Annotated in this window: 13 protein-coding genes and 1 CRISPR repeat array; of the genes, 2 read left to right on the top strand and 11 right to left on the bottom strand. The window is 54.6% G+C overall.

Annotation, left to right across the window (positions count from 1 at the left end; all coding sequences use genetic code 11):
- Nucleotides 1-54 precede the first annotated feature (54 nt).
- Nucleotides 55-2,889: direct repeats of the CRISPR family, unit length 29 nt; unit sequence CGGTTCATCCCCACGGGCGTGGGGAACTC.
- An 83-nt stretch (nt 2,890-2,972) separates the two neighbouring features.
- The 10 genes from cas2e to ACYVG7_RS12780 all read right to left on the bottom strand — a co-directional run bounded on the left by cas2e (nt 2,973) and on the right by ACYVG7_RS12780 (nt 13,591).
- A complete protein-coding gene (cas2e, locus tag ACYVG7_RS12825) occupies nt 2,973-3,266 on the bottom strand; it encodes a type I-E CRISPR-associated endoribonuclease Cas2e (RefSeq protein WP_460883488.1) in 294 nt (97 codons plus the stop codon).
- Nucleotides 3,263-4,192: a type I-E CRISPR-associated endonuclease Cas1e gene (gene cas1e / locus ACYVG7_RS12820; protein WP_460883487.1), complete on the bottom strand. Its 930-nt coding sequence runs from the start codon at nt 4,190-4,192 to the stop codon at nt 3,263-3,265. The genes cas2e and cas1e overlap by 4 nt, the downstream gene beginning before the upstream one ends.
- Before the next feature lie 10 nt (nt 4,193-4,202).
- Nucleotides 4,203-4,850: a type I-E CRISPR-associated protein Cas6/Cse3/CasE gene (gene cas6e / locus ACYVG7_RS12815; RefSeq protein WP_460883486.1), complete on the bottom strand. Its 648-nt coding sequence runs from the start codon at nt 4,848-4,850 to the stop codon at nt 4,203-4,205.
- Nucleotides 4,851-5,573, bottom strand: coding sequence for a type I-E CRISPR-associated protein Cas5/CasD (cas5e, locus tag ACYVG7_RS12810; protein WP_460883485.1), 723 nt, complete (start codon nt 5,571-5,573; stop codon nt 4,851-4,853).
- An 11-nt stretch (nt 5,574-5,584) separates the two neighbouring features.
- Nucleotides 5,585-6,673, bottom strand: coding sequence for a type I-E CRISPR-associated protein Cas7/Cse4/CasC (gene cas7e, locus ACYVG7_RS12805; protein WP_460883484.1), 1,089 nt, complete (start codon nt 6,671-6,673; stop codon nt 5,585-5,587).
- Nucleotides 6,674-6,677: 4 nt separating this feature from the next.
- Complete coding sequence (gene casB / locus ACYVG7_RS12800; protein WP_460883483.1) at nt 6,678-7,262, bottom strand: type I-E CRISPR-associated protein Cse2/CasB; 585 nt, start codon at nt 7,260-7,262, stop codon at nt 6,678-6,680.
- Nucleotides 7,262-8,818, bottom strand: a complete 1,557-nt coding sequence (gene casA / locus ACYVG7_RS12795) for a type I-E CRISPR-associated protein Cse1/CasA (RefSeq protein ID WP_460883482.1) — start codon at nt 8,816-8,818, stop codon at nt 7,262-7,264. The genes casB and casA overlap by 1 nt, the downstream gene beginning before the upstream one ends.
- The gene (gene cas3 / locus ACYVG7_RS12790) at nt 8,818-11,517 is read right to left on the bottom strand and encodes a CRISPR-associated helicase Cas3' (protein WP_460883481.1); all 2,700 of its coding nucleotides are present in this window, start codon (nt 11,515-11,517) and stop codon (nt 8,818-8,820) included. The genes casA and cas3 overlap by 1 nt, the downstream gene beginning before the upstream one ends.
- A gap of 119 nt (nt 11,518-11,636) precedes the next feature.
- Nucleotides 11,637-12,599 (bottom strand): helix-turn-helix transcriptional regulator, encoded by a 963-nt coding sequence (locus tag ACYVG7_RS12785; RefSeq protein WP_460883480.1) that lies wholly within the window; start codon nt 12,597-12,599, stop codon nt 11,637-11,639.
- Nucleotides 12,600-12,841: 242 nt separating this feature from the next.
- Complete coding sequence (locus tag ACYVG7_RS12780) at nt 12,842-13,591, bottom strand: hypothetical protein (RefSeq protein ID WP_460883479.1); 750 nt, start codon at nt 13,589-13,591, stop codon at nt 12,842-12,844.
- Nucleotides 13,592-13,757: 166 nt separating this feature from the next.
- Between ACYVG7_RS12780 and ACYVG7_RS12775 the strand changes: the two genes are divergently transcribed.
- Entirely contained in the window at nt 13,758-13,979 is a 222-nt protein-coding gene (locus ACYVG7_RS12775; RefSeq protein WP_460883478.1) for a hypothetical protein, read from the top strand.
- Between the two features lie 156 nt (nt 13,980-14,135).
- Here ACYVG7_RS12775 and ACYVG7_RS12770 read toward each other — a convergent pair whose 3' ends face one another.
- Nucleotides 14,136-14,486, bottom strand: a complete 351-nt coding sequence (locus ACYVG7_RS12770; RefSeq protein WP_460883477.1) for a hypothetical protein — start codon at nt 14,484-14,486, stop codon at nt 14,136-14,138.
- Nucleotides 14,487-14,775: 289 nt separating this feature from the next.
- Between ACYVG7_RS12770 and ACYVG7_RS12765 the strand changes: the two genes are divergently transcribed.
- Nucleotides 14,776-15,071: DUF6531 domain-containing protein (locus ACYVG7_RS12765; protein ID WP_460882430.1), on the top strand; the 296-nt coding region annotated here is incomplete at its 3' end.

The raw sequence follows: 15,071 nt of genomic DNA, 5'->3' as shown, positions 1-15,071 counted from the left end.
TCCCCACGGGCGTGGGGAACTCGGGACAGTCAATACGGCAGATGCAACCTGTTGCGGTTCATCCCCACGGGCGTGGGGAACTCCCAGATACAAAACCCTGGATTGTGCTAGTGACAGGTTCATCCCCACGGGCGTGGGGAACTCTCTGCTAAATCCAGATCCGATTTTCGCGGGTGCGGTTCATCCCCACGGGCGTGGGGAACTCTCTGCACGGCGCTGTACCACTTCGGACGGCTCCGGTTCATCCCCACGGGCGTGGGGAACTCAATCTGGATCGCTCGTTGAATACTCGCCAACGCGGTTCATCCCCACGGGCGTGGGGAACTCTCACCGACGTGCCGACACACTGTGGCGTCCTCCGGTTCATCCCCACGGGCGTGGGGAACTCAACAGTTGCAGCAGATCCCCGGATACCAGGAGCGGTTCATCCCCACGGGCGTGGGGAACTCCATACCACGTTCAGCTCAATATTCAAAGTGGCCGGTTCATCCCCACGGGCGTGGGGAACTCGTAAGTAGTATATAAGACAGTAAATTCAATCACGGTTCATCCCCACGGGCGTGGGGAACTCTTTAACTTCTTCGGTCATTTTCGGCCCCTAGCCGGTTCATCCCCACGGGCGTGGGGAACTCGCGGCGATGAATCGTGTCATTAAATCCCACGACGGTTCATCCCCACGGGCGTGGGGAACTCAGGTTGGTGGCGAGCCAATATGGGATGAAACTCGGTTCATCCCCACGGGCGTGGGGAACTCTCGAATCCAGCTACCTTCTTGCGGATGATAGCCGGTTCATCCCCACGGGCGTGGGGAACTCTACGACGAGAACCCGTTTCTCAGCCCGTCAGCCGGTTCATCCCCACGGGCGTGGGGAACTCTAGCAATAAGAAGGAGGCCTACGTTTAGTGAACGGTTCATCCCCACGGGCGTGGGGAACTCGCAGTCAGTTCGCTAACATCGTTTTTCGGGGGCGGTTCATCCCCACGGGCGTGGGGAACTCTCGCGATCCGGCAATGTGTATATCGATGAATACGGTTCATCCCCACGGGCGTGGGGAACTCCAATGCTGCTGCCCGCTTGCGGTTTCTGTGTTCGGTTCATCCCCACGGGCGTGGGGAACTCTTGGCAACTCGATTCCGTTTGGGGCGTCATGGCGGTTCATCCCCACGGGCGTGGGGAACTCCCTGTTCCTGTCTCTCTTTCTCTATCATCCGGCGGTTCATCCCCACGGGCGTGGGGAACTCTGTTGGCAATGTCAGCGCTGCGCTTCCTGTTGCGGTTCATCCCCACGGGCGTGGGGAACTCTTGGGTGAACCAGCATCGACATTCAAGGTATGCGGTTCATCCCCACGGGCGTGGGGAACTCATTGCTGCAGGGCCTGAATGATGATCCAGTTGCGGTTCATCCCCACGGGCGTGGGGAACTCGTCGAGAGCCTTACCAACGGCCTTCATGGCCGCGGTTCATCCCCACGGGCGTGGGGAACTCAGAACGCCAACCTCTCCGCCATCAACAATGGGCGGTTCATCCCCACGGGCGTGGGGAACTCGTTGTGCTCGATAGTCTGCTCGGTGGCCAGCCCGGTTCATCCCCACGGGCGTGGGGAACTCTGCAGGCCAGCACATACGAGAATGAAGAGTTCCGGTTCATCCCCACGGGCGTGGGGAACTCGCTGGTGGCATCATGGTTTCCGACTCTGGCGACGGTTCATCCCCACGGGCGTGGGGAACTCGCATCAGTTGAGTTCAGCGCAGAGTGGGTGATCGGTTCATCCCCACGGGCGTGGGGAACTCGAGTGGGTTGATACAGAAGAGAAGTTGACCATCGGTTCATCCCCACGGGCGTGGGGAACTCCTGAATACGCTGATAGTGATATTCCGCCTCAGCGGTTCATCCCCACGGGCGTGGGGAACTCACTACTGCCTACATGATCAGCCGCGGCGTGCGCGGTTCATCCCCACGGGCGTGGGGAACTCAGCTGGGCACCAATCATCACAGCCTGCTCTTCCGGTTCATCCCCACGGGCGTGGGGAACTCTCGCGAACGCTCGACATGCGCGCGATTATTTTCGGTTCATCCCCACGGGCGTGGGGAACTCTCCTGGTCGTGTCTCCTCCTCTCAAATAGTCGCGGTTCATCCCCACGGGCGTGGGGAACTCACCACTCAAGCTGATCGACACGTTTACCATCACGGTTCATCCCCACGGGCGTGGGGAACTCTCTTGTAAAAATTGTCAGTTTTTCCATTTTTGCGGTTCATCCCCACGGGCGTGGGGAACTCGCGGGTTGCGTGGATATTGCCGTCGATCATCGTGGTTCATCCCCACGGGCGTGGGGAACTCATCAAACTGACTCCCGCAGTGCTGGCATTTAGCGGTTCATCCCCACGGGCGTGGGGAACTCGGCATCAATGACAAGCACACCCATAGATTTAACGGTTCATCCCCACGGACGTGGGGAACTCATTGGCAAATGTTGGATGTCTCCTTCGTCTAGCGGTTCATCCCCACGGGCGTGGGGAACTCCCATCATCACGCTGTCTTCGCTCATGTGCTGGCGGTTCATCCCCACGGGCGTGGGGAACTCGATTTGGCATCCGTCTCAGTTGGTTTTCATTTCGGTTCATCCCCACGGGCGTGGGGAACTCACAGACCGCACACGCCAGCCAGTGATTCCAGCCGGTTCATCCCCACGGGCGTGGGGAACTCGGAAATGTCAGTGGCCAGGACGGCATTCGCACCGGTTCATCCCCACGGGCGTGGGGAACTCGGTATGTGATTCCGGTTATTGGTTGCATCTGGCGGTTCATCCCCACGGGCGTGGGGAACTCGGTTGGCACAGCAACGAACTGCGCTGGCAATTCGGTTCATCCCCACGGGCGTGGGGAACTCACTAAAGCTATATACCTGTTCTATAAGGCTTTTTACAAGCAAAAATAAACACCGAATATTCCTGATTGTTAAAGAACTCTAACCTATTGATTTTCAACAGGTAGAAAAGAGACTAACCGCAGGCCATCCAGATCCACCGGTATGCGTCGATTCTTCCCCAGGGTTTGGAAATCAAAACCGGATTCATTGTTGGTCGCCCACGCCATCACCACATTGCCCTCTTCCACCAATTCAGAGACTTGCTGCCAGATCATCTCGCGCACGCGCTTAGAGGTATCCCCCACATAGACACCTGCTCGCACCTCCAACAGCCAAATGGCCAGACGCCCTCGCAGCCGTGACGGAACATTTTCAGTGACGACCATCAGCATGCTCATCGATGCCCCCGATGCCCCCGATGCCCAGCATCACCCTGTGGCGCAGGTTCAGGGATCGCCGGAGGTTGGGCATCGGCAGGAGCTTCTGGCGGTTCAATGCCGCCTGCCGCCAGGATCTCCTCGATGAGCGGGATCAAACTGGCTAGCGTCTTATCGGAGCGGAAGCTATCCCGACAGGCCAAGCGCACCTCACGATCCGGCTGCGTCGGTTTGCGAGCAGCAATTTCAAATGCTTTGGGCACTATGGTGTCGAACTTGATGATGTCAGCGATGTCGTAGACAAACGACAAGGGCTTACCGCTATGCACAAAACCGATGGCTGGCGCATAACCCGCCGCCAGCACCGCTGCCTCGGTAATGCCATACAGGCAGGAGGTCGCCGCACTGATGCATTGGTTCACCACATCGCCCTTGGCCCAGTCGTTGGGATCGTAACTCCGGCCACGCCAATCCACCCCATAGCGTTGGGCCAATAACTTGTATGTCTGGCGTACCCGGGCGCCCTCAATGCCACGCAACTGCTCCACAGAGCGGCGACTCGGTGGCGGCTCACCAAAGCGTAACTCGAACATCTTGCGCACCACTTTCAACCGTAGATCTTCATCTAGCGCCAGCTTGGCTTGGTAGAGCAGACGGTCACAGCGCGCCCCCCCCGGTTGTCCCGCAGCATAAAGCCGGACGCCCGCCTCTCCCACCCAGACCAGCAGAGTTCCAACGGTCGCTGCCAACTTGACCGCGGCATGGGAGACTCGAGTGCCCGGTTCCAGCATCAGGCAAGCCACAGAACCGATGGGAATATGGGTCCTCACCCCATTCTGATCGACCAGCACAAAAGCGCCATCAATCACATCCAGCTGGCCATACTGCAAGAACACCAGTGAAACCCGATCCTTAAGCGGGATCGGGTTTAGTGGGACGAAGGGCATGGGGTGCTCCTTAAGCCCGCTTGATCATCATCAAACCACAACCCAACCCTCTGCTCTTGCCAAAACCACTGGTCAGCGCCGAGGAAAATGTGGTCGGCTCTGTCACCGTCAGCACACCTTGCAACTCAACAGAGCTGAAACGGATTGACGCATTAGCCTTGGGTTTGCTCATGCAATGCTGCTGATAACCGCTCACAGCTACCTGCTCCGCCTCTACCTCAAACCCTTTCGCTGTCGCCTGTCGGAGAAACCAGTCAATCGCCGCTTGTTGCTGACATTGCCAAATATCTTCCGGCTCCAGATCCTTGGCCGCATGGTATTTAGCATCCATCAACACATCAGAGCGTTTGCCTTGCCGCGTCACTACCGGATTGACCCGCAAGGAAAAACACAAACGATCCCCAGCCGTAAGCTGCGGCGAAAATCGTTTGCTAACCACCCTTAGCAAGTTGTGCGCTGTAGGCTCTAAGGCTGAAAGCAAATAGCAGCGAACCCCACCAGCTATGCTCTCCTGTCGAAACAGGAAGTCTCTACTCGGTTGTTCAGGGAATAACTGCCAGAGCCACTGATGCAACGCATACGCACCACTATCACCCAGCTTGGTCAACATGGAAATCGGCAGGTCGTCATAACGCAGATCAATTCTGGATAGATACATTCACACCTCCTCTACCAACCGGCCCTGATGCTGAAATCGATTGGAAAACTGCCATCGCTTGCGACTTAACGGCTGGTCGCTGCGCATAATGGATTGCTGCAACTGCATACCAGCTATTTCGGCTTCTCCCTCCCAAAAGCAGCTCGCCCCCCAACCATCACGAGGCTGTAAGAGTGGATACAGTATGCTTTCGGCGTCTTTGAATACCTGCGCCAGTTCGCCTTGCATACAACAAGCGGCTAATGGCAAACCAGGAGGACAGCTCTTGCGACCAAGATAGGGTGGGAAAACAGGCTGCCGTAATGCCCGCATCAACTGATCCAGATTGTATGGCGCGCCATCGGTTGATTCGATAGCAATGAGATAGTAAGCATCACAACGATATTCCCGCGTGGAGAGAATGGTCTGCAATTCATCGGGTGCCAGGCGCAACTCATCGCGGCGAGTGGCATAACGTAGTTTGCGATTCTCTCGCGGTACTTGGACGGTGTGATAATCCCTAAGCCACTGGCTCTCCCGCAGCTGTCGGACTGCAATTCGATAGTGACTATTAAGTTCAAACAACCTTGTCTCTTCCTCTCGCCGGATACCAAGAGCAGCAGCGAGCAATCCAAGAATTGCCGAGCGCCCCGGAATAGGGTTGGTGTGTCGCACCTCCCCCACTGCCGGTTCCCCCCAGGCCGCTAACGGACCGTAGAGTTGAAATACCAGATAATCGGTCATAGCCTGTCCCTTCAAGATTTGGCAAATGGCTCGCAAACAAAGGACTGCAGCTCGGCGAAGGAACCAAGCCCTTCGGGGACACATAACTCCATCCGGGCACCGACAAACGGTCCATAGACCTTATCGAGATTGTCACGTTGCACTCTTAGTCGTTGAATGGCGCTAGTCAATTGCTCCTGACCCACGACCGGTTTAAAGAAGGCCACCGCCAAAGAGCGGGGTTGTTCAGTACCCACTTCAGCCAGTACATAATCGGCATAGGCTCGGGAGGCAAAGCTGTTCTGCTTGCCACTGGGAGAAACCTTGACGGCGGACTCAAGCAGTGCGGCAATGGCTCGCTGTGTCAACACCTCATCGCCACCTAGATTTTCCAGTAGCAGATCGCGGCTCAAACTGAGATAGGTGTAATAGAGCGCGGAACCAAAACCCTGCTCACCGATATGACCTGCACCAGTTGCATCGGCACCTTTATTCAGATCATCGACAGCCGAGAAAAAGTCATCCTCCACCGTACTGCCGCTAACACCTATCGCATGTGCCACCTGACACGCAGCCTCGACATTGAAAGCCGGTGAAGATGCCAGCATTCGTCCGAACAGGGCAATATCGACACTGGTATTTTCCTTGCGGAGCAATTGCAATTCATCGGCATTAGGCTCACGTTTTTCTGTGCCCAACGAGGCACACAACGCCTTAAGATCGCGCCACTCCTGATGACTGATATGAGCCAGCTGTTCGATTTCGAGGTTGATGCACTCATCCCACTGTTCAGCATCTTTGGGCTTTTTTTCGCTCTTGAGCTTGCCGAACTGGGCCGCAATCAATTGGGCCACTTTAAACGCTTGCTTCTCGCTCATTCCCCCCTGTTGCAACCACTCATAGACTTCACGACCAAGTCGACGAGTACGTACTCCGAGCGCCTGATGCAGGCCCTCTTCAAATAACTCTGATGTGCGCCAGGCACGCTTGATGCTCTGTGAGGAGATCCGCATCCGCTCCACGCCTCCCATTTTGGCCGTTTTGGGACGCCCCTGATCATCACGGTTTAAGTTGGACGGGGCGTAGGCGGTCAGCAGGTGCAGTTGAATATACTGGGTCATATCTTTACTCCTCGGTCATCTCGGTAGCCTGAAAATATTCGGTAGCCCAACGCAAAGCTGGACGTTGGAAGGGGGATCGTTCAAAAGGGGCACAACAAGCTATCTCGTCCTGTTCCCGGCACCACAGCAAGATACCATCCACCATAGAGGGCAAATTAACTTTGCCATCCAGTTGGCGAACGGCGCGGATCAATAGGCGATAAAGCTCATCGTGATCATGCACCTGATTCAGCCGGGAAAAACGCAACGCCGACAGTGGTGGATTACTGCTACCACGAGCTGGTTTTCCCAACTGAGCCGCAAAGCTGTTCTGCTCATTGATCTGTTTCACATGCGAAGCCACGCCAGCGGCCAAAGCTAGACCCAGCCAGCGCCACTCATGACCAGCGAGCCAGCTGCGAAACGGTCGAGCTAACTCGCGAAAACCGGTACAAAGTAACAAAGCAGCAGGACTATCGGCGCGTCGCAACTCGGCGCGCCAGCCACGCTGGGTTTGTAGTGAGGCATGCCACTCCTTGATGAGCCGAACAGCAACATCTTGACCCTCAGGGCTCATGCTCTTGAGGATCAGCGGGGTTGAGGTATCCATCAGTTTTTCTCCTTCAGAGCGAGATCCCGAAATGCCATTGATTTGCCGAGTGATTCATATAGCGACTTGCGAGCTGCAATTTCTCGATGCAGATCCAGCTGTTGTTCCGGGTTGGAAAAGACCAGATCATCGAATCGCTGTAACAGTTCTCGACGTAAATAATCTCGCCAGTGGGACAACGGACTGAGATCCTTAGGTTCTGTGTCAAACGCGCTCTGCAACTCATTGAGCAGACGGACAAAAGCAGCTTCTGTCTCTTGCCAGAAAGCGATATCGATAAAGCTAAAATCTCCTCGGGCATCCTTAGGGCTCTCATACCAGGCCTTTTTAACGGCATTCCGGAGCTCAGAAACACCCACCTTGGCCGCCGAGATGGCCCTTCTCACATACCCCAAGAATTCGTCCCGATGGTTTGCAGCAATATGGGGCAAGGGTAACTGGTGTTGATACCAGCAACGGGCCTTCATATTGTCCATGTCATAACCGAAACAATTAAGACCCAGTTCGACTCGACTTGGTCGAAAGCTCGCCGCCTGCATAACGACGGCGGCAGGCAACTCCAGATTTTGTTCGCTCTGCCCTTGCCAGATCAGCCCCAACCAATCTTTGTATAAAAGTCCTCCCGGCTGCCCCTTCACGGATAACAGTGGCGCCGTGGGATCTTTTATATCCCGTCGGTAGGGGGTCAGCGGATGAATCCAACTGTCATATTGCACGCCATAGTTTTTGGTTCGGTAGTGGTGAAAAAGCTGGTCACTCTGCACACCACACAGATCACAAGAGCCATCGGACAAATCGGAAAAGTCCAGCTCAATCCGTCTGGGCATACCCCAATAGACTTGCTGACGCGCCACCATCTCTGGTGTCGTCATGCCATCGGCTTTTTCACTGGTTCGGGTCGGGCCACACCAAGGGAAGCGAGCTGCATCCACAGGCTGTGTACTGGCAGGCATTTGCTCCTGAGTCAGTACGTTGAGCCACAATCGACGCCATAGCGGGGTATCAGCTGCCATCGGCCAAACCAGCGAAGTGATGGGACCGCCACCTCGTAAACTGGTTCTATGCCCCTGGCCACCACTGGGCGCATTGATTTGCAGAGTAAACAGAGCCATGGCAACACAGGCTGGGCACGCCTGCTTGACTGTGCCGCGCTTGATGAAATGGTCTTTATTGAGCTTTAGCGTATTACCACCCGGCGCTTCGATAAGCAGATTGGCAATAGAAAGAGGTTCCCCTTCCAAATTCGCCATATCCTGCATAAAAGCCGGTTTCTCGGGGCCAAGACTAAAGGCCGATTCCAGGCTGGCCAACCGCGATGCCAGAAGGTTGGCATCCAATCCGTCATCCCAGATTGCCTCCCACTCTTCGCGATCCTCAGGGGCTATAGCCGCCTGCAGCAGACCAATCAGCCACTGGTAAGCGGCGCCTTGGAAATCAGCCCTGGGCCAAGTCAGATCAACGATGGTTTCATCCAGCATCTCGGCGGGTTTAATACGCCGCTGGCGTCCATCCTTATCTCTGACTGGTAACCAGGGATCATGGATCAATGACAACATCAAAATTCTCCCTTTGGTTGAAATCCCATTCGAGTGGAATAGAAACCACAGTCACCATCTGGCAAAAGAACAACTTGCCCCGATGGTAAGTGATATTTCTCCTGCACCAGCCTCAACTCATCCCCCTGTAAATGCGGGATATTGCCTTTGACTTTGTGCCATAAGGTTTCGCGAACCTGCAGTCGGCTCATCTCCCAACTAAAAGGCCCTTCGGCATAAGGCTGAATTTCGCCGTTCACCCGACGCGCCAAAAACAACTGGGTCGTGGGATCACCCAGACGTGTTGAAAACTCGATCTCCTCCTGCCAACGTCCGGCGCTATCCTGATAGCCTTGGTCCAGCGTCAGCAGCAGTTGCCCAGCACTGGCTCGCTCGCTGTATTGCTTGCCTTGCTGATTATCACTGCGGGCTTGCAATCCGGCGGGGATCGCCACATGCAAGCCATACACTTCTTCCACCAGTGTGCGCGCCTCATCCGGCATGCGAATTGCGCCTAATCGCTGCAACAGCTGCTGTCCCAACCAGAGCCGACCATGATCTGGATAGACGTAACCAGTTCCGGGCATCTGACTTTGTAACCAGTCGCGATCCGGCTGCTCCTGCCATGTTGGTGCCAGGATCGTCAACACAGGTGCCGGACGTCCATCCTTGGCATCTTGCATCAACAAACGGTTGCCTTGGTTATCGCGAACATGCCGCTGCAAGCGACCAGCTCGTTGCACTAATAAATCGATTGGAGCCAGATCGGTGATCATTTCATCCAGGTCTAAATCCATAGATTGTTCAATAACTTGCGTAGATATCACCACCTTCCCAAGCCGAGACCCGCTATCTGATTCCTTGCCACACCAAGCCATCACCTTGGCTTCAATACCGAGTCGGTCAATAAAAGCGAATCGACTGTGAAATAGCAGCAATTGATCGGCATCCAACTCTTCCGCCAGCGCCTGATAGGCGCAAATGGCATCATCCACCGTATTACGGATCCAGGCGATGCAACGCCCCGCATCCACCGCAGCTCGTATCTTTGCCAAACACTCCTGCTCCTGGTGTCGCCATTCGACCTGTACTTCGCGGCAAACTTCCTTTCGCGAACTGACCGTTTCTTCATGCACATTGCCTTCGACATAGTGCGTCACCCATGGATAATTTGGCTCTGGATTGAGTTCAGGTGGTTCAACCCCACCCCCACGGGCAAAGGCACCAACCAACCCACTGCGCTGCTGTTGACTAAGGGTGGCGCTGAGAATAATGGCCGAGCCACCCTGGCTGGCATGAAATTCCAGCAGACGTTCGAGTAGCTTGTTCATATAGGCATCGTAGGCATGCACCTCATCGAGCAGCAGCACCTTACCTCGCAGCCCTAGCATACGTAGCGACTGGTGACGAAATGGCAGTACAGCCATCAGAGCCTGATCGAGCGTACCGACACCGACTTCGGCCAACAGGGCCTTCTTGCGGCTATCGGCAAACCAGCGATGACAACTGGCTCCGGCTGTCGCTTCGCCGGAGGCATACTCTACCGCCGTAGCCTCAGAGCTATCAGACCAGAGTGAATGTCGAAAATTCTGATTCAGCGCGCGCGCGCCATGGGCGAGCATCAGCGAGGGAGCACAGTCGCTGGTAAAAAGCGTTCGATAACTTGCTTGCAGACGATCAAACATCGCATTGGCCGTTGCCATGGTTGGCAAACCGATATAGAGACCATGACTCTTACCCTGTGCCAACAGGCGGTTAGTCAGGATCAGGGCGGCTTCCGTTTTACCGGCACCAGTAACATCCTCGAGTATAAATAGCTCAGCCCCGTTGGAAGAAAGCGGTAGTACAGCGGCCAACTGCTGTAATGGAGTCGGCTGAGTAATAAAGGGAAATAGATGACGAATGCCATCAAAACTGGCACAACGCGCCGCTGTTGGTAATCGAACGACCGCCAACTCTGCCTGCCCGAGCGTTAATGACCAGTATTCCTTCAGAGGTATTGTTTTTGCCTTATATGGAAACAACTCATGATCGGAACCCAACCAGTCAGCCAAGACAATAAGTCCAGCCAATGGCCAACTGGCCTTGGTTAATGCGTATTTTCGCCATGCCTTGTCACCACATGGCTCTGGCAAATGCGCCATCCCCAGCAACTCAGCCAGTGCAGATATCCACTCCTTAGCAGCCTGGATATCATCAGAGTGAAATGCACTACTACCTTCTGCCATTACATCAGGCGGTTTGCCGTGATGACCGGTGGAGAGCGTCACCAGATGATCCAAGGTGAAATACTCGGCACTTTTCAATGAAGTTGGGAAAGGAGACCAGTGTTGTTCCTTACACTCACCACGAAGACGAGCATTCCAAAGCCAGAAACCGAGTGAGTCGTGCCGACATGAATAGAACTTATCAGGCAGAGGGGGGACCAAATCAGGAAATACATTGAGCTGCTGAAAGCCTCGGGCAAACTTGCCGATATCGTGTACACCGAGCAACCAGGCAAAGAACATAGCCCCTTCGTTAATTGAAAAGCCCAGTTGCTGGAATACCTTACCTGCCCCAAACATATCATTCTTAACCAGCCAATAGCCGCAGGCCGCTACATCCAAACAGTGGTAAGGCAGCAGGTGATAGGCATCGCCCGGTTGATCTTCACTTCGTTTTGCTTTACCCCAATAGCGGTAATAACTCGGCCATGTCGCGATATTTGTTTCAGCCATCTATTGCCTCACCCCATTGGAATAACCAAGCTCCATACTACTCCCCTCACTCGCTCACATAGCGAGCCACCGCCAAATGAATCCATCATATTTTTTGATGTCCATCACCATTTGGCACTTTAAGTCCCATGGCGTTCGAGTCCGGCGGTCATGGCGGCGACCACAGCCTGACGCAGTTCGGGGGGCGATATCACCTCCATTTCGGCGGCAAAGCGCAGCAGATCGCGGGTCAGCTCCCGTAGGTCGTTGAATGGGATCGCTAAATAGATTCGGCCATCGGCGAGGCGCTCCATCTGTTGCTCTGGGTGCCACTGCACGGGTTCGACCCAAGGCGCCGCCGATGGATCAAATAGCACCTCCGCCCGTAATGGGGTCGAGCCTGGGAAGATCCCGTAACCACTGCCCAGCAAGGCAGCCACCTCCGCTTCGTCACACACAACAGCTAGTTCTGTTAGCAGTTGGGGTCGATCCATCCGACTCAGAGCAAAGATGCGCAGCGCCTCGCGAGCATGACAAAAGGCAATGAGATACCAGTTATCGCGATACCAAAGCAGAGTCTGTGGCGAGACAGCGCGATGAGAGTTCTCGGCCGAAGAACCCTCAACCCGCCGATAACCAAACTGCAGACGATTAGCGCATAACAGGGCATTAAGTACGGTGTCGAATATTTCAGTCTTTACGCTTTGGCGCGCCACCAGATGTAACCGGAGCAAACTTCGGCCAGATCGATCCCGCCCCAACAGCTCTCGGGTCTGAGTGCGCAAGCGGGCAATGCTGGTACCAAGCAGTCCAGGCTGGGCCTGATCCAGCAATTGCTCGGCCATCAGCAACGCAAAGAGTTCGCTCTCGGTGAAGAAAGCACTGGGCAGAGTGAGCGAGTCAGGTTCGGTTTCATAACGATAACCACCGAGTGCCCGATCAAAAATGATTGGGATCTGGTGCTGTTCACGTAAGGTTTGCAGTAGGCGTTTGAAGGTACTGACTGAACACTCCAACCGCTCCAACAGATAATCCCGAGAGGGTGGTTGGCGGGAAGTCAGCAGCAGGTGATGTAGCTGCATGGCCCGAGAGAGTTGTTCCATAATTTCCATTCACTGCAGGGTTGATACTCGCATGAGTCGGAAATGAGAATATTAAAAGTATGTAACTAACTAATTCAACTACATTATTCCAGCCATCCAACACAGACATGAAAACAGACTATGACGAAAAAATTTGACTCGATGGGGGCTTATTAAGCTGGTTTCCATATTGATCTCCGCCAACTACTACACATTCCCCGAATGATACGGAACAACAGGCGTACTCGTGGGCTTGTCCTGACCTAAGCTCCCAGCACACCGTCTTGCAATTCGTCCTTACAGTAAGCTGCGACCTCGAATAACTCCGCCATGGCGCGGTAATTAACGCGATCCTCCGGGCCAATGACCTCACCCTCATATTCATCACACTGGGTTGCCTGATAATTCAACGCCGCCGACTGCAGTAACAGATCCAACCGCGTGGTGGGGATCACTTGATAACGCCGACCAGCCAACACCAGATAGGAGTAAAGATCAGGCCAGTCGCTGGCAAAGCGGATATGACCAGCCCATATCAGATGCTCGCTACCACGCAGCCAACCGAGGGTTCGTTGCCAATTCCAAATCGGTGGATAAACGGCTCCGTTTTGCATGAAGCGCTGAAACGCCATCGCGGCGAACAGCAGTATCACGATACTTTCCAGACTAAAAAACGAAGGACCATATAGATTGAACATCAGGATCTCGTTGAACAGAGCCAGCAGACCACCCAGCACCTGAGTCAGGTGCATGCGGGTCCGGAATAACTGCTCCATCGCCTTGCCCTGATCCTCATCCACGGATTGGCTCGTCGCCAAAACTGCCAGTCGCCGATAGTGCCGACGGATCCCCCAGTAGCTGATGAGGACGCCCACTGCCGCACAGACTAACCCCAGCAAAATACCGATACCGAACGAGTGGCTGGCATCCAGATAGAGGAATCCAAGCCCAGCCAGCACAGTGATATTTAAGAAGCCACACCAGACGCGTAAAAAATCCATGCCTAAAAACATAGCGATACTCCTAATGGGTGAAGGTACCTGCTTAGCATCCCACAGTTCTAGCGGATGCAACTCCCTTGCACATCAATAGGTTATCACGCACTTGCATCCATTCAGATCGCCTTATACTGGTGCCGCCATAGTAAACCGACCACAATCACATTACGGAGATGCCGACATGACCACGAATGAAAAACAACCCCAAACAGGCATGCGACTGGGCTATCAGATTTTTGCCCTGGGGCTAGCACTTATCTGCGCGCAATGGTTTCAGGAGGGGCATTGGTTGGAGGGGATCCTCGGCGCCAGCGTTATCTGTTTTTTGGTCTGGCGTTATGAACGAGTCTGTCTGTTGGATGGCTACTTTAAGCAGATCTGGAGCAAGCGCGCACAGCACTGACCAAGCGGGCTGGTGTACAAGCCAGCCCTCCCTCTGCCATCTACTCTCGTTTAGCGGATCAAGCGGAAGCTGAACTGGCCGCGCCAAGTAACACAGGCCCATCAGGGTGCGAGCGATTTTTACTGGCTGCGATCTTGTGAACACAGGTGCGAGCAGTCACAGGTAACGCCCTACATTACTGGATCGACAGTTGAACGGTTTTACCGGACCGCAACGCCATATCCACCAATGCATCCAGAGTGCAATGCGTGGCCTTCTTGCTGAGGATGTCTGATATCCGTTGCCCAGCGCCCCCGAAAAGAGCGCCGCATCAGTGCGGGTAAGTTCTTTAGCCTGGATCCAGGCGGCCAACTCCGCCAGCAGGTCCTCGTTTATTGCCAACTTGTCTGTAATGATGCGTTCGGATTGTGATTTCAGCTCTGCGGCGAGCTGAGGTTCAAACCCCAAATCAGCAAATACATTGCCGGAGGCTGACGTCACGTTTGTAGTCTTGGTATCGATGCTCATCGCTTGATCCTGATGCACATACAGGTGTGGGTGCCATACAACAAAAAAACAGCTTATGTCAGAACGGTTGAAATTCAATTATCTGCGATTACAAGCTGCAACCTAGGCCCCATGGCCAATCCAATTGCGAAGGTTTAATCCCTGAACGTCTTTCTTTCCTTCGATTTGTGATTTGAATCTCAATTCACCCCTTAACATTTTCCCGAACCCACGGATCTCCATTGTAACGCATTAACCCAGCATCGTGCTGCGCCTGTGGCCCAGCCCTGCGTGTGACAAGGATTTCCTCATGACCGCTCTTATCTTTAACGATGGCCTCGGCCTTACCGGCTCCTCTCTGCAACGCCTCAATGGCCAGTTCGGCGCCGGCTCTTCCTCCATCGGTCAAGGTAAAGTCAGTAACTACGTCAATGCCGCAACCGGCAATCTGGTCCTCTCCGACCAGGACGAAATCCTTGTCGGACGTGGTCTGGATGTGATTGCCGAGCGCACCTACAACAGCCTGGGGGCCTGGGATGATTCCGATGCCAATGGCTGGCGTTTTGGCTTCGAGCGGACTGTTCGCCTGAGTGGCAGCATCAATGC

This window comes from Pseudaeromonas pectinilytica (assembly GCF_054780855.1).
Note: the sequence above shows the minus strand (reverse complement) of the source record. Positions and strands in the feature narration are given on the sequence as shown.

Bases quoted from the DNA above. Each gene is read 5' to 3' on its own strand.
- ACYVG7_RS12785 (WP_460883480.1), bottom strand. From the start codon at position 12,599: ATGGAACAACTCTCTCGGGCCATGCAGCTACATCACCTGCTGCTGACT.
- cas3 (WP_460883481.1), bottom strand. From the start codon at position 11,517: ATGGCTGAAACAAATATCGCGACATGGCCGAGTTATTACCGCTATTGG.
- casA (WP_460883482.1), bottom strand. From the start codon at position 8,818: ATGTTGTCATTGATCCATGATCCCTGGTTACCAGTCAGAGATAAGGAT.
- ACYVG7_RS12770 (WP_460883477.1), bottom strand. From the start codon at position 14,486: ATGAGCATCGATACCAAGACTACAAACGTGACGTCAGCCTCCGGCAAT.
- cas1e (WP_460883487.1), bottom strand. From the start codon at position 4,192: ATGCCCTTCGTCCCACTAAACCCGATCCCGCTTAAGGATCGGGTTTCA.
- casB (WP_460883483.1), bottom strand. From the start codon at position 7,262: ATGGATACCTCAACCCCGCTGATCCTCAAGAGCATGAGCCCTGAGGGT.
- cas2e (WP_460883488.1), bottom strand. From the start codon at position 3,266: ATGAGCATGCTGATGGTCGTCACTGAAAATGTTCCGTCACGGCTGCGA.
- cas5e (WP_460883485.1), bottom strand. From the start codon at position 5,573: ATGACCGATTATCTGGTATTTCAACTCTACGGTCCGTTAGCGGCCTGG.
- ACYVG7_RS12780 (WP_460883479.1), bottom strand. From the start codon at position 13,591: ATGTTTTTAGGCATGGATTTTTTACGCGTCTGGTGTGGCTTCTTAAAT.
- ACYVG7_RS12775 (WP_460883478.1), top strand. From the start codon at position 13,758: ATGACCACGAATGAAAAACAACCCCAAACAGGCATGCGACTGGGCTAT.
- cas6e (WP_460883486.1), bottom strand. From the start codon at position 4,850: ATGTATCTATCCAGAATTGATCTGCGTTATGACGACCTGCCGATTTCC.
- cas7e (WP_460883484.1), bottom strand. From the start codon at position 6,673: ATGACCCAGTATATTCAACTGCACCTGCTGACCGCCTACGCCCCGTCC.